Origin of the sequence: Spirosoma sp. 48-14 (genome assembly GCF_001898575.1) — a bacterium.
Taxonomy (GTDB): Bacteria; Bacteroidota; Bacteroidia; order Cytophagales; family Spirosomataceae; genus Spirosoma.
The window spans coordinates 264,881-281,132 of sequence record NZ_MKUD01000001.1; the positions used below are offsets into that span (position 1 = coordinate 264,881).

The following is a 16,252-nucleotide window of genomic DNA, read 5'->3' on the forward strand; positions in this document are numbered from 1 at the left end:
ATCCCGGTTTTAATTGGCTAGTTTAAGCGACTGCCAGGCAACCATTTGCCACTGTCCTCCTTTTTTCACATAGACCGATAGGTATCGGAGGTGGTTATTGATTTCGTTGCCATTGCTGGTCGCTTTGAGCAGGCATAGTCCGTTAATAACGGCCGTATTTCCATAAATACGTGCATTTTGATCTTCTATATCAATAGTGCGGTAAACCGTTTTCCCACTCCGAATCGACTCAACAAACGAGGACTTGGTATCCGAAGCGCCACTAGAGTGATTATACACTAAATCATTGGCCAATACCCGATCCAGGACCGTAAAATCCTTATCAATCTGGGCAGTGAATCGTTTTTTCTCGGTGTCGATAACCGCCTTTTCGTCGGCTGATGCGGATTTGGTTGAGGTAGTTGCTACAGCGGATGGAGCAACGGGCGCTTGAGCCCACAGACCCTGACAGCAGATAGCCAGACAAAATGCTAAGATGTATTTCATGTAAAAGACTCGATCTATCGGTTAAAACGGATTGGTTCGTTCTCCATCAAAGAAAAGCCTTCTGGTATTCTACCGTTTTTGCCAGACCTATAAAAAAACCGGCCAATGGCCGGTTCATACTTTAGTATCAGAAGGATCGATTAACTGATCATTTCATCGTACCCGTAATATCTCCTCGTTTGGTGAGTGTCACCCCGAGTTGTACGGTTTCGGCCGTTGTGTTCAACGTAAACGTTTTCTCTTTTACCACAAACTGCCCCTGCGCTACATACTGGGCATCGTACGTTTTACCACCAAAGGCAAGTGGTTCGCTGTTTTTGTTCACAATCGTAAACGTATCGTTGGTCAATTCGGCCGATAAAGTCTGTTTCGTAGCTCCATTGAAAAGCATATCCAGTGTAACCTGATTAGCTTCCTGTGCTTTGGTGACGGTAATCTGTACCGTTCCTACTTCAGGGTCACCAGCAGGCAGCGTATTGTTGATGTACAGCGTTGATCGGTAGTTCCCGGTGTATACACCCAGGTATTGATCGCGAGGATCGACAACATCAGTACCCCCATTTTTTTTACAGGATGTGGCCAGAAAACCAATAGCTAGTAAAGCTATTAACGTAGTGCAAAAGGATCGAACGGCGTAGCGAGTAGCCATGATAATAAAATTATAGTGATGGGTTTGTTCACAGCTTTTCTATCAAACGCTGTGCCATGTTTTTTAGGTATAAACTAGCCTAAAAAGTGTGAATGTACAGACAATTTTAAGATTATCGTATACAAGCTTAACCGATTACCAGAGACAAACTAACTGCTACAGGCAGTTTCAATAGACATTTTTATACGATCCGTGTTATACTACTCAGCACATCTACACAGCCATGAAAACGACTCTGCTCATTACCCTTTTTCTGGTAAGCCTTCTGTTTACAGCTTGCCATACATCAGATAACACGGATCCCCAAACGGCCGTTTGCCAACCGCCAACGACCTTAGTAGCACAGGCTCCCTGCGAGAGCGGCTACCCAGGCGCTCTATTGATCTCTTCTAATTATCAGGGCAATTCGTCAGGACAGCTTATCTACGACATTTACGTCCAGAAAGACACGGTTTCCAATGATCTGACGAAGAGCACGTACAAAAATGCGTCGAACGAGCGAATCATCATTTCCGAAACAATACTCCAGAACGCGCCCAAATTCGTCGTTCAGGTATCTATCAACTGCAATGGGAAAGACCAGCCATCTCAATTTTTTTCGTTTGTCAAACGCCCTACTTCCAGTTCAGGCTGTTACGTCTGGGCCTTACAAAAGCAATAAATTCAACGTATTTATTACTCCAGGAGCTTATCGTTAACTCTCACATTTTTGAGCGTAAGCCCCCAGACAATACGTTTGTCGATAGCGGCATTTTTGCTTTCTACCCTGAAATTCTCAAAGGTGAAGTTGGTCAGTCTGTCGTTTTCTGATACTGCTACATCGAAGAACGTATCACAGGTCAGTTCAATGTTTTTCAATGTGACATGGTCGGAGTAGGAGATAGGAATGTCTTTACGGCCTTGTAAGTCAAAGAACTGTGTCCACGGCTTCGCGTATAAAAGGCTGTGAGCCTGCCCTTTTATGTTCTCTACGGTAATGTATTCATAAAGCTGTGGCGTATCGGGCCGCATCTTTAGCCACAACACCCGGCTAGCTTCGCTGACATGGCAGTTGCGCATGATAATGTTCCGGTTATGAATGGCCTCACTGCCGCAGGTAAGCGCTGAATGGCAAAAGCCAAACTCACAATCTTCTATGATAATGTTGGTATTAGCCCCGTTGTTCGGCACCCGATCGGCCCAGGGACCTTTGCCGCCCTTGAGCGCAATCGCATCATCATTTACCGACATATAGCATCCTTTGATGAGTACATTGCTGCAAACATCAAGATCAATGGCATCAGTACTGGGGGCTTTTACAGGTTTATAGGGCGAAAAAATGTGTACATCCAATATTTTCACGTTCTGACACTGGTAGTAATGACTCGTCCAGAAACCCGAATTATGCAGTTTGACATCCTGTATCTGAACGTTATTGCATTTCCAGATAAATACCAGCCGGGGACGCGACACCTCCAGATTGGTACAATTCGGATTTTCTTTACGCCGGGCCCAGAAAGCCTCCCAGAAGTGTAACCCATTACCATCGATCTTTCCTTTTCCGGCAATGGTAAAGCCATTAACCTGATAGGCATTGACCAGAGCGGCAAAGTAATCCAGGCTCTGTCCTTCCATGCGGGACGGTAGTTTGGGGTAATCGGCAATGTTGTCGGAGCCTTTCAGTACTGCCCCGTCGGATAGATACAAATGAGTTTTGGGTTTGAAGAACAGTGCCCCGCTCATAAATGTCCCTTTCGGTATCACCACGACGCCCCCTCCCCGCTGAGCGGCTGCATCGATAGCCTTCTGAATTGCTACCGTTTGAACCAGTGTACTATCTTGTTTTACCCCATAATCTGTAATAACATACACTTTCCCAAGTTGAGCCAGGGTTACTTTTTTTACCGTTCTGAACCAGTCATTAATGACTGTCCCATCCGGAAAAATCTCTTTTCCTGGCGCCTGGGCGACAGCCTGCCTAACGCCTATAATCGTAAAAGCAAGTCCAATAAGTAATCGTTTCATGGTAAATCCGTTCGGGTCGAAAGTTTTACGGCTAATCAACTGGCAAGTTGCAAAGCTTTACTGACTCATCCATCCTGCTCCTTCGGGTGTCTTATCGTAATGGTCATTGGCAAGAAGTTGTTTCTATTTACCAGCATAAATAAGCCTAAAGACAGTTGAGGATTTCCGACTAGCTCTACCTCTTTCATCCAGAGCCTATTATCAGAACATTTTAAAAAATCCCTAAGCTTATTTACCACTCTCCCCGCCGGATTGCCTATTTTTACCAAAGGAACAAAATCAGGTTCAATCCATAAATCTGATAAATTCTGGTTCAGACCTATGCAATTCTCCCATCTCCACTGCCATACCCAATACTCCCTGCTCGATGGGCAGGCCGACATTAAAAAGCTGATTAAGAAGGCGAAAGGTGATAATATGCCTGCTGTGGCGATTACCGACCACGGCAATATGTTTGGGGTATTCGAATTCGTCGCGGAAGCCAGCAAGCAGGGCATTAAGCCTATTGTTGGGTGCGAATTTTATGTGGTAGACGACCATACGCGGAAACAGTTCACCAAGGAGCAGAAGGACATTCGTTACCACCAACTGCTATTGGCTAAAAACCCGCAGGGCTACAAAAACCTGGCTAAACTTTGCTCGCTGGGTTACATGGAGGGACTCTACGGTAAATATCCGCGCGTAACGAAGGAACTGATCGATAAATACAAGGAAGGGCTCATTGCTACTACGTGTTGCATTGGGGCTATCGTGCCCAAGACCATCCTGAAAAAAGGCGAAGAAGCGGGCGAAGCCGAATTCAAATGGTGGCTCGACCGCTTCGGCGAAGATTACTACGTTGAGCTACAGCGGCACGAGATTCCCGACCAGATTAAGGCCAATGAGGTACTGGTGAAGTTGGCCCGGAAGTACAATGTAAAAATCATTGCGTCGAACGATTCGCACTACGTAGACCGCGACGACTGGGTTGCTCACGATATTTTACTTTGCGTAAACACGGGCGAAAAACAGAGTACGCCGTCGATGAAGGAATTCAACGACGATGAAGCGATGCCCAAAAATACCCGATTTGCGTTCTTCTCCGATCAGTTCTATTTCAAGAACACGCAGGAGATGAGCACGTTGTTTCACGACCTGCCCGAAGCCATCGACAACACCAACGAGATTGTCGATAAGGTGGAGGTGCTGAAGCTCAAACGGGATATTCTGCTGCCCAACTTCCCGATTCCTCAGGAGTTCCAGATCCATACCGACGACGTAGCGAACCAGTGGGAATACCTCAAGCACCTGACCTTTACCGGCGCGAAAGAACGCTGGGGTGAAATTGACCAGAAAGCGCAGGAACGCCTTGACTTCGAATTGTTTACAATCAAGACAATGGGTTTCGCGGGCTACTTCCTCATTGTAGCCGACTTCATCAAAGCCGGGCGTGACTTGGGCGTGATGGTCGGACCAGGACGGGGTAGTGCGGCCGGAAGTGCCGTAGCCTATTGCATCGGCATTACCAATATTGACCCGATTAAATACGACCTGCTGTTCGAGCGATTCCTGAACCCTGACCGGAAATCCATGCCCGATATCGATACCGACTTTGACGATGAGGGTCGTCAACGGGTAATCGACTATGTAGTGGATAAATACGGCAAGCAACAGGTGGCCGCGATCGTTACGTATGGTACCATGGCGGCCAAATCGGCGATCAAAGACGTGAGCCGGGTGATGGACTTGCCTTTATCCGATGCCAACGCGCTGGCAAAACTCGTTCCCGATAAGCCAACGTATAACATGACCCTCCGGCGGATTTTCGAAGATCCGATCGATGGGCCGGGTGGTCTGGCGGGTGTGATTCAGCCCGACGAGGTGGAGAATGTAAAGCGCATGCGGGCGCTCGAAGCGGGCGACCAGTCCGTTGGGCGTACGATGAAACTGATCGACACCGAGAAGGTACAGAACGTACTGCAACAGGCGCGTCGGCTGGAAGGAACAGTTCGGAACACGGGTGTTCACGCGGCCGGTATCATCATCGCGCCTGATGATCTGTCGAACATCGTCCCCGTCTCGACATCGAAAGATACCAACCTGATTATCACCCAATATGAGGGGAAAGTTATTGAGGACGCGGGCGTTATCAAAATGGACTTTCTGGGGCTGCGCAACCTGACGATCATCAAGGAATGCCTGCGACTCATCAAGCAAAATCACGGTGGGCTGTTCGTCAACGGCGTCGAAACCGGCATTGACGATATTCCACTGGATGATCCGAAAGCGTACGAACTGTTCCAGCGGGGCGAAACCAACGCCATTTTCCAGTTCGAATCCGACGGGATGAAGAAGCACATGAAGGACCTGAAGCCCGACCGCTTCGAGGACCTCATTGCCATGAACGCGCTCTATCGGCCTGGTCCTATTCAGTACATTCCGAACTACATCAACCGCAAACATGGCCGGGAGGAAGTCAAATACGACCTCCCCGAAATGGCGGAATATCTGGCGGATACGTATGGCATTACGGTCTATCAGGAGCAGTTAATGCTGCTGTCGCAGAAGCTGGGTAATTTTACCAAGGGCGATGCCGACGTACTGCGGAAAGCGATGGGTAAAAAAGACCGCGCAACGCTCGACAAGATGAAAGGCAAGTTCATGGAGGGCTGCGCGGCCAACAAACTGAACCTGAAGACCTGCGAGAAGGTCTGGACCGACTGGGAAGCGTTTGCGTCGTACGCGTTCAACAAATCGCACTCGACTTGCTACGCGTTCGTTGCCTACCAGACGGCATACCTCAAAACCTACTACAAATCCGAGTACATGGCGGCCGTCCTGACAAGCTGCCTGGGCAACATCGAAAAGATTACGTTCTTCCTCGAAGAGTGTAAAAACATCGGTATTCCCGTACTTGGCCCCGACGTCAACGAATCGGAGCGCGTATTTGGCGTGAACCAGAAAGGTGAAATTCGGTTTGGGCTGGGCGGTATCAAAGGGGCGGGTGATGCCGCCGTTGAGGCCATTATAGAAGAGCGCCAGGCGGGTGGTCCTTTCAAAGATATTTTCGACTTCGCGATCCGGGTCAACCTACGTACCGTCAATAAGAAAACCCTTGAATCGCTGGCCTACGCCGGTGCTTTCGATGCCCTGGACGAATACCACCGGGCGCAATATTTCGAGGTACCCCCTACCGAAACCAGCCCTTTCCTGGAAAAAATCATCCGGTATGCCAACAATTACCACGCCGAGAAAGCGGCTGCCCAGCAATCGCTGTTTGGGGCATTAACGGGTGGAGAACCGATGTTGCCCCGCCCCAAAGCCCCAACAGTGCCTGAATGGAACCAGATTGAAAAGCTGAAATTCGAGAAAGACGTGGTTGGTTTTTATATCACCGGCCACCCGCTCGATGAATTCAAACTCGAACTCGAAGGTTTTTGTAATTGTACGCTGGACAAAATCTACGAGATCAAAAGCCCAGAAATCAAGGTGGCCGGCATTGTATCATCGATGCAGACGAAGATCGCCAAAAACGGCAATCCGTTCTGTATTTTCAAGATCGAAGATTACAGTACCTCCGTCGAACTGGCTCTTTTCGGCGACGATTACGTGCGGATGGGCCAATACATCGACGTGGGCCGTTTTCTGCACATTACCGGCAAAACGCAAAACCGCTGGAACTCCGAAAACCTGGAATTCAAAGCCACCAACATCCGGCTGCTGACTGAGATGCGGGAGAAATTCTGCAAAGAAGTCCGCGTATCGCTAACGCTGGACGCGGTAAACGCCCAGTTGATCAGTCAGATCAATGACCTGGTCAATGCTTACCCAGGCACTTGTTCATTGTCACTGAATGTAGTTGACCCGGTCGAACGGATCGAAGTGAGTCTACAGGCACGGACGCTAAAAGTGTTCCCAGCCAATACATTTATCCGGGCGCTGGAAGCCATGGACGGGGTCACCTGCAAGGTGGCGTAGGATTCGGAACTAATCGGACTGAAAACGGTTTATGTGGGAGAAACAAGTTAAACTAATAAACTATTTTCACTCATGGCAGCAGGATCACTTGCCGTAGAAGCAACCGATGCAAACTTCGACGAACTCATAAATTCTGATAAACCTGTTTTAGTAGACTTCTGGGCTGAATGGTGCGGTCCCTGTCGGATGGTAGGCCCGGTTGTTGAACAACTTGCTGGCGAATACGAAGGGAAAGCCGTTGTCGCCAAAATGGACGTTGACCAACATTCGCAGGTTCCAGCCAAATTTGGTATCCGCAGCATCCCAACCCTGATGATCTTCAAAAACGGTCAGTTAGTTGATAAAGTAATTGGTGCCGTTCCCAAGAACGTACTGGAGCAAAAGCTACAGGGCGCTCTTGAACCCGCAGCGATATAAATTTTTAGAGGAAAAGGAGAAGGGACGAAGGGAGAAAAGGAGTTGCAATTGCATTCCTTTTCTCCCTTCGTCCCTTCTCCTTTTCCTCTTTTATACCAACATCCGCATTGGATCTTCGAGCAGTTGCTTCACCGTTTGCAGGAAAGCAGCCCCCGTAGCACCATCTACCACACGGTGATCGCAGGAGAGCGTCACTTTCATAACATTGGTTGGTTTGGCCACATCTCCCTCGAATTTCACAGTCTGTTTGATCGTACCTATCGCCAGAATGCAGGAATCAGGTGGATTGATGATCGCCGTAAATTCGTCGATGCCAAACATACCCAGGTTCGAGATCGAGAATGTACTACCTTCCCAATCTTTCGGCTGTAGTTTTTTATCCTTCGCTTTACCCGCCAGGTCTTTTACTTCGCCCGAAATGGTCGACAGTGTTTTCTGATCGGCATTGCGAATAACCGGCACCAGCAGCCCTTCATCGACGGCTACCGCTACTCCGATATTGACATATTTGTATTTACGGATTTTATCGCCCAGCCACGACGAGTTTACGTTCGGATGCTGTTTGAGCGCCAGTGCAGCCGCTTTGATCACGAAATCGTTGAACGATACTTTTACTGGGCTCACTGTATTGACGGTACCGCGTAACTCCATCGCCTTGTCCATGTTAATTTCCATGGTCAGGTAGAAGTGCGGAGCCGTGAACAGACTTTCGCTCAGACGGCGGGCAATCGTTTTCCGCATCTGGCTCACCGGAATATCCTCGTATTCACCAACAGGTGTCGGTACCGATGGAGCGGCTGGCGCTGGAGCAGGTGCTGGCTGTGCAGCCGGTTGTGGTGCGGCCGGTTTAGCAGCCGGAGCAGCACCAGGTGTAAAGGACTCTACATCGCTTTTCACAATGCGACCTTCGGGGCCTGTACCATGCACCTGTGCCAGATTGATTCCTTTATCGGCGGCAATCGCTTTTGCCAAAGGCGACGCTTTAATCCGACCGTTCGAATCAGCTACATCTCCGGCAGCCCCGGCATCTGATAAATCTGTATCAGCATTGGCAGGTAGATTAGCCTGTGGGTTCTGCTGGGCCGTAGCACCACCACCTTCGCCCGTTGCAGCGGCTGGTGTTGAACCACCACCGTCGAGCAGTACTTTGAAGTTGGCCCCTTTTTCACCGACAACAGCAATGATATCGTCAACGGCAACCGAAGAACCTTCTTTTACTCCGATGTAAAGCAACGTACCTTCTTCGTAGGCTTCGAGGTCCATGGTGGCTTTATCGGTTTCCACTTCGGCCAGAACATCGCCCGACTTCACCGTGTCACCTTCTTTTTTATGCCAGGCAACAATGGTTCCTTCGGTCATGGTATCGCTCATTTTCGGCATCCGAATAACCGACGCATTCACTTTTTCGGCTGGGGCTGCAGAAACGGCTTTCTGATCAGGCAGATTGGTAGTAGTTTCGGCACTAGCGCTATTGGCCGGAGCAGGCGCTGGAGCCGGGCTAGGTGCAGGAGCCGCCTGCTGGCTGCCACCACTGGAACCGTTGAGTAATGCTTTATAATCTTCGCCTTCTGCACCGATAACGGCCAAAACGCCATCGACGGGCACAGAAGCTCCTTTTTCAACACCGATATAGAGCAAGGTACCTTCCTCATACGATTCGAGGTCCATAGTTGCCTTATCAGTTTCGACTTCGGCCAGTATATCGCCGGACTTTACTTTATCGCCCACTTTTTTGTGCCACTCCGCAATGACGCCTTCGGTCATGGTGTCGCTCATTTTGGGCATTCGAATTAATTCAGCCATAATTTAGCTATGTGTATATCGGGTTATACGAAACGATCGGCCGGGCTGGAGAGTACGTTCTGCGCCCCAGTTAAGGGTCAAAATTAAGAGAAAGGAAATTAATAGTGAAGAATGAAGTGTGTAGAGTAAAGAATAGTTTCCAATCTTTTATTCTATATTCTATACGCTTCATCCTTCTCTTCTATTCTACCCACAATACTAATCCTTTCAAATAGCCCCCTTCTGGATGAAATAAACTAACAGGATGGTCGGCGGGCTGGCTCAGGTGATGTAGTACACGCACCTGCCGCCCCGCTTCGATGGCAGCTGCTACAATAGTATTATAAAATAGTTCGCGGTCAACTACCTGCGAACAGGAGAAGGTAAATAAAATTCCACCAGGGGCCACTCGCCGAAATCCTTCTGCATTCAATCGTTTGTAACCCTGAACGGCGCGGTGGCGGGCCGATAAGCTTTTCGCAAACGCCGGAGGGTCAAGCACCACTACATCGTACTGACGGTCGTGCGTCTTCAGGTAATGCATTACGTCTTCCGCAAAGGCTTCATGATGGCTGTCTTCGCCGAAATTCGCCACTACGTTTCGGTTCGTCAGATCAATCGCTTTCTGCGATACATCAACCGAATGCACCAGGTTTGCCCCTGCTTTGAGGCCATATACCGAAAAGCCGCCCGAATAACAGAATGCATTTAACACGTTTTTACCTTGTGCATACTGCGCCAGCAAGGCCCGATTATCGCGTTGATCCAGAAAAAATCCGGTTTTCTGACCCGTTATCCAATCGACTAGAAACGTGTTGCCATTTTCCTGAACCGGATGCGGCACGGGCGTTCGGCCATACAAATAGCCGTTGGTAACGGTAGCCCCATATTCGTCGGGCAAGGTGTCGGCACTTTTATCATAGACCGCTTTAAGCGCATCGCCAAAAACAGCTTTTAAGGCTTCGGTAATCAACTCGCGTTCGCGGTGCATGCCAATCGAATGTGCCTGCAATACAACCACACCATTATACATATCCAGTATCAGACCTGTACACCCATCCCCTTCGCCATGAACGAGCCGGTAACAGTTTGTTTCTCCTGTCACAATCGTTTGGCGAATACTTCGAATATGGCTTAGTTTTTTTGTCCAATAGGCCACATCGGGTACTACAGGCCCACCTGCCGTGGCCCCAAACGAAAACAAACGCACTGCAATACTGCCGTCATGATAATGCCCCGTGGCCAAATAGCGCTGCTTATTGTCAAATACTTCAACAACATCCCCATCTGCCACATGGCCTTCATACCGGCTAATGGCCCGTGAAAACACCCAGGGGTGAAACCGACGAACCGCTTCATCGCGCCCAGGCTGCAAATAAATTTTGGAAAAATTCATGCACAAAGATAAAGAGTGAAAGAGTGAAAGAGTGAAAGAGTGAAACTGTCAACAATTTTTTCGCTCTTTCGCTCTTTCACTCTTTCACTCTTTACTTTTTCCCCATCTTTACACTTTCGCTTTGTAAACTTTCAACCTATGCAACGACGTAGTTTCCTTAAGCAATCCGGCCTACTCACGGCGGGTGCTTTAACCCTTAGCCAAAGTAATTTATTTGCCAACGCTCCTGCCAAGACCATCAATCCATTTGGAGCCCAACTGTATAGTGTTCGTGATATGATGCCCAAAGACCCGAAAGGTGTTATGACGCAACTGGCACAGATGGGCTATAAACAATTCGAAAGCTACAGTGGTCCACAAGGCTTTTTGTGGGGTATGCAACCGAAAGAAATCAAATTATTCCTCGACGGTCTGGGTGTAAAAATGGTGAGTACTCACTTCAACTACCGGGCAGAAGTGGATAAGCCGGACCAGCTCAAGAAAAGTATTGAAATGGCGCACGATGCCGGATTGACTTACCTGCTTTGCCCATTTTATGGTCCGCAAAAAACCTGGGATGAATGGAAGAAAGTAGCCGATCAGTTCAACACCGTTGGCGAAGAGGTGAAAAAAGCAGGCTTGAAATTCGGTTATCACAACCACGACTATTCGTTCCGCCCACTCGATGGTAAACTTCCACAGGACTTCCTGCTGGACAATACCGATCCTAAATACGTAATGTTCGAACTGGATTTGTGCTGGATTGATGTAGCGGGTGTGAATACAGAAGAACACCTCAAAAAATACGGCAAACGCTACGAACTCTGCCATGTAAAAGACTACAAAGTTCAGGATGGTAAGCCCGTCCAGAATGACCTCGGCAAAGGCAACGTAGACTTCAAAAAGACGCTTCGCATTGCTATGAACAGTGGTATCAAGTATTTCCTGGTCGAACAGGAGCAATACCCTGAGTCGTCTATCATCAGCATGAAAAACGACGCGGAGTATATGAAACAACTCAGTGTCTAAACCAGGATTTAACGGATTGAGGGATTAAGCTGATTTTGCTGTAGTCATTTAACAAAATCAGCTTAATCCCTCAATCCGTTAAATCCTGGTTCAATTTTCCTCCCTCGCTGAAAACAACCGTTTAAGCCATCCCATTTTTTCTTCTGTTTCTTCTTTCTTCTCATCATTGGTAAACTGATAGTTTGCCAGTACCCGTAAATCAGGTTGACCCGCATCGACCCAACAGGTGTACCAGAAATCGCCAACCATCTTTACAGAAGCCCGCATCTGTCGCTCCACCTGTCCCTTTAAGTGTTCATGATACCGTCGGGAGAAATCGGCAGAATACACTTTGGTAGTAACACCATTCCGTTCTTCGAAACCATACTTCTGCGTTTCCCCTACTTCATCGGTTAGCTGCCGTTCAAAACGCAGTACCGAATCCAGCGCTGCGTTCGCTTTAAAAACTGCTCGCCAGGCTGCTTTTTGTGGCGAATAAATGTATTCCGCCTGCCCCGTCAGAAAATCATAATCGACGCTGAATAACTCTGGTAAGCGGGATTCCCAAAAGCCATGAATCCCCTGCTGGTTCGTTAATTGACCATTATAATTACGCGTTGTATGTAATGGAACATTGGCATCGGCAATATAATGGCCTAAATCGGCCGCAACCCGTAAAATCCGACGAACATTCCGCTCTTTGAAAGCTTCCGTCAACTGATATTTCGTGAGCTGAATCTGCCAGGGAACAATACCATGTAAAGCCAGCGTATCGGCTCCATATCGTTCCGTAGCTTCCTTATAATAGCGCGGTAGCGTAGTACTCGTCGTATCTGAATAGGCATCTAGATCAATAAAATGACGGGGGGCTTCGCCAACCACAGCATACCTGCGCTTGTCTGGGTTTACTGCATTGTCGCTCAGATAGGTTATGTACTTTTTAAAGAATGGCACCATTTCCACAGGCAGGGTAAAAACAGCCAGCCGATTGATTTGCTGATGGGCATAAAAGCCCCACGTAGGACGGTTTTGGATAGGTTTTCCCAGTATAATGGGGGTACCACTTACTAAACTCCCGAAAAAAAAGCTGGTTGAAATGAACAACCAAATAAATCTATTGTAGCTTTGATAAAACATGGTACTTTACAGCGAAAAATAGTAACTATTCAATTAAAGCTCCATGTTATTCAGAACAAAATTTCGAAAAACAGAAAAATATCGAATAATCATGAATGCTAAATCAAAAGGGTATGCCCTTGTCGTTGTGTTGATGTGCGCGTTTGCTTTAACAATCTATGGTGCTTACTCACCTGCGCGAAAAGCCCAGAAACAGCAGATTGTGTGCATAAAATTTAAAAAAGGGGTCGAAAGTCAAGCTGTTGAACGGCATATGAACGGTTTTGCGGCTCTAAAGCATGAAATTCCACAGATCGTCAATTACACCTCAGGCAAGACAATTTTGCCAAATCAGGCGGTTTCTGATTATGACGTAGTGCATTATCTTACGTTTCAATCCGAAGGCGATATAAAAAATTTCGAAAAAAGTGAAGCGTACAAACAGTTTGTATCAGAGAACCAAGGAATCTGGGAAAAAACGTTGATAGTCAACGCCGACATTCGCCCATAAAAATTGGATTAAGAAAAGAAATTCGGCTGGAGCCTTTGGTTGTTCCGGCCGAATTTCTTATTTTTGCGCCCTCATATCGCGACAACGATCTCATTTATATACCAATGGCAAACCATAAGTCATCAAAAAAAGCAATCCGGTCGAGTGCCAAGAAGCGGCTCCAGAACCGTTATCAGCATGTAACTACCCGGAACATGGTGAAAAAACTCCGTGCTACTACCGACCACGCAATGGCCGTTGAGCTGTTCAAATCGGTTTCTTCAGCGCTGGACAAACTCGCCAAACGGAACATCATTCATCGGAACAAAGCAGCCAACAACAAGTCGAAACTGGCTCGTTTGGTTAACAGCCTAAAAGCTGCTAACGCTTAGTTCTGTCGGACTTATCCAGATTCTCTGGATTCTATCGATTCATTTATGCCATTGATAGAGTAGAGAATCCAGAAGACCTATACACTTGTCCGTATATCCTATTGAAAACCTTACCTATTTGTGGGTAAGGTTTTTTTGTGCATTTTGTCAACGGAAAATGCTCCGTAACTTACTTGCACCTATGACATACGAAAACTCTGGCACCATTCAAAGTTGGGCCGAAGAGGATAGGCCCCGCGAAAAGCTGATGCTAAAAGGTAAAGCGGCCTTATCAGAAGCTGAACTGGTTGCCATACTGATTAATTCAGGTACAGTTGACCTGACGGCTGTTGATGTGGCCAAAATCATTCTGAAAAGCGTCAATAACAACCTCAATGACTTAGCCAAACTAAGCATAAAAGATCTCTCTAAATTTCGAGGAATCGGAGAAGCGAAAGCCATTAGTATTGTAGCTGCTCTTGAGCTGGGCCGTCGGCGTAAAGAACAGGATCGACCGCAACGGGCCCGCGTAACCTGCTCACGCGATGCGTATAATGAAATGATTCCGCACCTGATCGACAAGCCGCACGAAGAGTTCTGGATATTGCTGATGAATCGCGCCAACGAGATTCTCCGGCCCGTTCAAATCAGCTCGGGTGGCATTTCGGGTACGGTTGCCGATCCAAAAATTATTTTCAAACAGGCGCTTGAACATCTGGCGTCCTCGATCATTCTGTTTCATAATCATCCATCGGGCAATCTCACGCCCTCTCAGGCCGATAAAGACCTGACCCGAAAGCTAAAAGATGCCGGACGAATTCTGGACATTCCGGTGCTGGACCATCTGATATTTACGGATAAAGCCTATTTCAGCTTCGCCGACGAAGGGATATTATAAATTGTCATTTGTTGTCATTGATCGTGAGCAAAAGCGATTAATGACTACAAGTTCAATCCCTGCATCACCTCCACTCGGCTCAACTCACGCACATCACCGGATTTCATACCATCGGCGGTAAGGCTTTCTATAGCCCAGCGTGCCAGTCGAAGCGTTGGAAAGCCTACCGATGCGGTCATTTTTCGAACCTGCCGATTTTTACCTTCATGCAGAGAAATAGATAGCCAGGATGTAGGGATGCTTACCCGATAGCGAATAGGTGGATTTCGTTCGGGCAGCGCCGGTTCAGGAATAATCTGAGCAGTGGCTGGTAAAGTATGATACGGTTTCCCATCGACTGAGATCGTCACACCTTTCGCCAGTTGCGAAGAGGCCTGTTGGGTCAATGCCCCCTCTACCTGCACATAATAGGTGCGATGATGGCGAAACTTGGGATTCAGCAGCCTATGATTCAATTGCTTGTCGCTGGTCAGCAGCAGTAAACCCTCGCTATCCGCATCGAGTCTCCCAACCGGGTACACATCTTTTGGAAAGTCAAAATCCAGATCAGCCAGCGTCGGCTTGTCACCCTCCCGCGAAAACTGCGAGAGCATGAGATAAGGCTTGTAAATGAGGTAATACATGATTGAATGTTGAATGATAGAGTGATTGAATGATTGAATAGAAAGGCTTGCGCCAGCCTATTCAATCATTCAATCACTCTATCATTCAACATTGACAACCATACCGGGCAGTGATCGGCATGGACGGCGTCGGGGAGCATCTGACAATCGAGAATCTGGTCGCGGAGGTTGTCGGTTAACGATGCATAATCGATACGCCAGCCCTTGTTATTACCCCGCGCTCCTGCTCGATAACTCCACCAACTATAGGCAACCTTATCGGGGTTTTTAAAGCGGAACCCGTCGGTCATCCCTGAGCCAAACCAGCTATCCATCCAGGCCCGCTCTTCGGGCAGGAATCCAGTCGTGTATTTATTTCGAACCGGGTCATGAATGTCGATGGCAGTATGCGCAATATTATAATCGCCTACCACAATCAACTTCGAGCGTGTTTTCCGCAGGGTGTCGATATAGGTATAGAAATCGGCCAGAAACTCCATCTTCACACCCTGGCGAACCTCACCCGATGTGCCCGAAGGAAAGTAGCAATTCAACAAGGTCAGATCGCCAAAGTCGGTGCGAAGGATTCGGCCTTCGCAGTCGTACACGGGTAACCCACAACCCAGCACAACGTTAGTAGGCGCAATTTTCGAGAAGGTCGCCACGCCGGAGTAGCCTTTCTTCTCGGCGGCATGCCAGTGGTATTGATAACCCAGTTCTTCAAACGGTTTCAGGTCGACTACATCGGCAGTGGCTTTCACTTCCTGAAAACAAAGAATATCGAATGATTGAGTGGCCAGCCAGTCGATCAGGCCATTGCGCATAGCCGCCCGAATACCATTAAGATTATAGGATATGAGTTGCATTAGGTAGGTTAAATCTATCCTTCACAGACGGTTTGCCAATACGGCTTAACTAACAATAAACGCCGTTTGGAGGCAGCCTGTGAATCAGATTTACATTCTTTCATCCAATTAAAAACACGCCAAAAGCGCTCATCAACCGACATAGCATTCCATTCATCGCAAATAGCCAGTATTCGCTGGGAGAACATTTCATCCCATTCATCAGTCTGGGAAGAGAGTTGATCAGAATTA

General features: G+C 47.8%; 15 protein-coding genes. 7 read left to right on the plus strand and 8 right to left on the minus strand.

The window, feature by feature from the left end; all coding sequences use genetic code 11:
• Positions 1-9 precede the first annotated feature (9 nt).
• Complete coding sequence (locus BGO59_RS01005) at positions 10-486, minus strand: nuclear transport factor 2 family protein (RefSeq protein WP_293679241.1); 477 nt, start codon at positions 484-486, stop codon at positions 10-12.
• Positions 487-634: 148 nt separating this feature from the next.
• Positions 635-1,135, minus strand: a complete 501-nt coding sequence (locus tag BGO59_RS01010) for a hypothetical protein (protein ID WP_293679243.1) — start codon at positions 1,133-1,135, stop codon at positions 635-637.
• A 223-nt stretch (positions 1,136-1,358) separates the two neighbouring features.
• On the opposite strand from BGO59_RS01010, the gene BGO59_RS01015 reads away from it, so the two are divergent.
• The gene (locus BGO59_RS01015; RefSeq protein ID WP_293679245.1) at positions 1,359-1,796 is read left to right on the plus strand and encodes a hypothetical protein; all 438 of its coding nucleotides are present in this window, start codon (positions 1,359-1,361) and stop codon (positions 1,794-1,796) included.
• Positions 1,797-1,810: 14 nt separating this feature from the next.
• Here the strand turns inward: BGO59_RS01015 and BGO59_RS01020 are convergent, their stop codons facing one another.
• Complete coding sequence (locus tag BGO59_RS01020) at positions 1,811-3,139, minus strand: glycosyl hydrolase family 28 protein (RefSeq protein ID WP_293679247.1); 1,329 nt, start codon at positions 3,137-3,139, stop codon at positions 1,811-1,813.
• Positions 3,140-3,460: 321 nt separating this feature from the next.
• Between BGO59_RS01020 and dnaE the strand changes: the two genes are divergently transcribed.
• Together dnaE and trxA are read left to right on the plus strand one after the other, a co-directional pair.
• The gene (dnaE, locus tag BGO59_RS01025; protein WP_293679249.1) at positions 3,461-7,096 is read left to right on the plus strand and encodes a DNA polymerase III subunit alpha; all 3,636 of its coding nucleotides are present in this window, start codon (positions 3,461-3,463) and stop codon (positions 7,094-7,096) included.
• 72 nt (positions 7,097-7,168) lie between these two features.
• Positions 7,169-7,513, plus strand: a complete 345-nt coding sequence (gene trxA / locus BGO59_RS01030; protein WP_080058115.1) for a thioredoxin — start codon at positions 7,169-7,171, stop codon at positions 7,511-7,513.
• A 90-nt stretch (positions 7,514-7,603) separates the two neighbouring features.
• Here the strand turns inward: trxA and BGO59_RS01035 are convergent, their stop codons facing one another.
• Together BGO59_RS01035 and BGO59_RS01040 are read right to left on the minus strand one after the other, a co-directional pair.
• Positions 7,604-9,316 carry a pyruvate dehydrogenase complex dihydrolipoamide acetyltransferase gene (locus BGO59_RS01035; protein WP_293679254.1) on the minus strand — a complete coding sequence of 571 codons (1,713 nt, stop codon included), beginning with the start codon at positions 9,314-9,316 and terminating at the stop codon, positions 7,604-7,606.
• A gap of 181 nt (positions 9,317-9,497) precedes the next feature.
• On the minus strand, positions 9,498-10,691 hold the full coding sequence (locus BGO59_RS01040) for a class I SAM-dependent rRNA methyltransferase (RefSeq protein ID WP_293679256.1): 1,194 nt from the start codon (positions 10,689-10,691) through the stop codon (positions 9,498-9,500).
• Positions 10,692-10,829: 138 nt separating this feature from the next.
• On the opposite strand from BGO59_RS01040, the gene BGO59_RS01045 reads away from it, so the two are divergent.
• Positions 10,830-11,699, plus strand: a complete 870-nt coding sequence (locus tag BGO59_RS01045) for a sugar phosphate isomerase/epimerase (protein ID WP_293679258.1) — start codon at positions 10,830-10,832, stop codon at positions 11,697-11,699.
• Between the two features lie 90 nt (positions 11,700-11,789).
• Here BGO59_RS01045 and BGO59_RS01050 read toward each other — a convergent pair whose 3' ends face one another.
• The gene (locus BGO59_RS01050; protein WP_293679260.1) at positions 11,790-12,815 is read right to left on the minus strand and encodes a zinc dependent phospholipase C family protein; all 1,026 of its coding nucleotides are present in this window, start codon (positions 12,813-12,815) and stop codon (positions 11,790-11,792) included.
• Positions 12,816-12,906: 91 nt separating this feature from the next.
• Here BGO59_RS01050 and BGO59_RS01055 point away from each other — a divergent pair, with 91 nt between their 5' ends.
• The 3 genes from BGO59_RS01055 to radC all read left to right on the plus strand — a co-directional run bounded on the left by BGO59_RS01055 (position 12,907) and on the right by radC (position 14,553).
• A complete protein-coding gene (locus tag BGO59_RS01055; RefSeq protein WP_293679262.1) occupies positions 12,907-13,305 on the plus strand; it encodes a Dabb family protein in 399 nt (132 codons plus the stop codon).
• A gap of 104 nt (positions 13,306-13,409) precedes the next feature.
• Positions 13,410-13,676: a 30S ribosomal protein S20 gene (gene rpsT / locus BGO59_RS01060; protein ID WP_026261861.1), complete on the plus strand. Its 267-nt coding sequence runs from the start codon at positions 13,410-13,412 to the stop codon at positions 13,674-13,676.
• A gap of 181 nt (positions 13,677-13,857) precedes the next feature.
• On the plus strand, positions 13,858-14,553 hold the full coding sequence (gene radC / locus BGO59_RS01065; protein ID WP_293679267.1) for a DNA repair protein RadC: 696 nt from the start codon (positions 13,858-13,860) through the stop codon (positions 14,551-14,553).
• 44 nt (positions 14,554-14,597) lie between these two features.
• Here radC and BGO59_RS01070 read toward each other — a convergent pair whose 3' ends face one another.
• Positions 14,598-15,176, minus strand: coding sequence for a pseudouridine synthase (locus BGO59_RS01070; protein WP_293679269.1), 579 nt, complete (start codon positions 15,174-15,176; stop codon positions 14,598-14,600).
• Between the two features lie 65 nt (positions 15,177-15,241).
• On the minus strand, positions 15,242-16,021 hold the full coding sequence (locus BGO59_RS01075; RefSeq protein ID WP_293679271.1) for an exodeoxyribonuclease III: 780 nt from the start codon (positions 16,019-16,021) through the stop codon (positions 15,242-15,244).
• Between the last annotated feature and the right edge of the window lie 231 nt (positions 16,022-16,252).

Coding starts and splice junctions, on each gene's coding strand:
- BGO59_RS01005 (WP_293679241.1), bottom strand. CDS start 486: ATGAAATACATCTTAGCATTTTGTCTGGCTATCTGCTGTCAGGGTCTG.
- BGO59_RS01010 (WP_293679243.1), bottom strand. CDS start 1,135: ATGGCTACTCGCTACGCCGTTCGATCCTTTTGCACTACGTTAATAGCT.
- BGO59_RS01015 (WP_293679245.1), top strand. CDS start 1,359: ATGAAAACGACTCTGCTCATTACCCTTTTTCTGGTAAGCCTTCTGTTT.
- BGO59_RS01020 (WP_293679247.1), bottom strand. CDS start 3,139: ATGAAACGATTACTTATTGGACTTGCTTTTACGATTATAGGCGTTAGG.
- dnaE (WP_293679249.1), top strand. CDS start 3,461: ATGCAATTCTCCCATCTCCACTGCCATACCCAATACTCCCTGCTCGAT.
- trxA (WP_080058115.1), top strand. CDS start 7,169: ATGGCAGCAGGATCACTTGCCGTAGAAGCAACCGATGCAAACTTCGAC.
- BGO59_RS01035 (WP_293679254.1), bottom strand. CDS start 9,316: ATGGCTGAATTAATTCGAATGCCCAAAATGAGCGACACCATGACCGAA.
- BGO59_RS01040 (WP_293679256.1), bottom strand. CDS start 10,691: ATGAATTTTTCCAAAATTTATTTGCAGCCTGGGCGCGATGAAGCGGTT.
- BGO59_RS01045 (WP_293679258.1), top strand. CDS start 10,830: ATGCAACGACGTAGTTTCCTTAAGCAATCCGGCCTACTCACGGCGGGT.
- BGO59_RS01050 (WP_293679260.1), bottom strand. CDS start 12,815: ATGTTTTATCAAAGCTACAATAGATTTATTTGGTTGTTCATTTCAACC.
- BGO59_RS01055 (WP_293679262.1), top strand. CDS start 12,907: ATGAATGCTAAATCAAAAGGGTATGCCCTTGTCGTTGTGTTGATGTGC.
- rpsT (WP_026261861.1), top strand. CDS start 13,410: ATGGCAAACCATAAGTCATCAAAAAAAGCAATCCGGTCGAGTGCCAAG.
- radC (WP_293679267.1), top strand. CDS start 13,858: ATGACATACGAAAACTCTGGCACCATTCAAAGTTGGGCCGAAGAGGAT.
- BGO59_RS01070 (WP_293679269.1), bottom strand. CDS start 15,176: ATGTATTACCTCATTTACAAGCCTTATCTCATGCTCTCGCAGTTTTCG.
- BGO59_RS01075 (WP_293679271.1), bottom strand. CDS start 16,021: ATGCAACTCATATCCTATAATCTTAATGGTATTCGGGCGGCTATGCGC.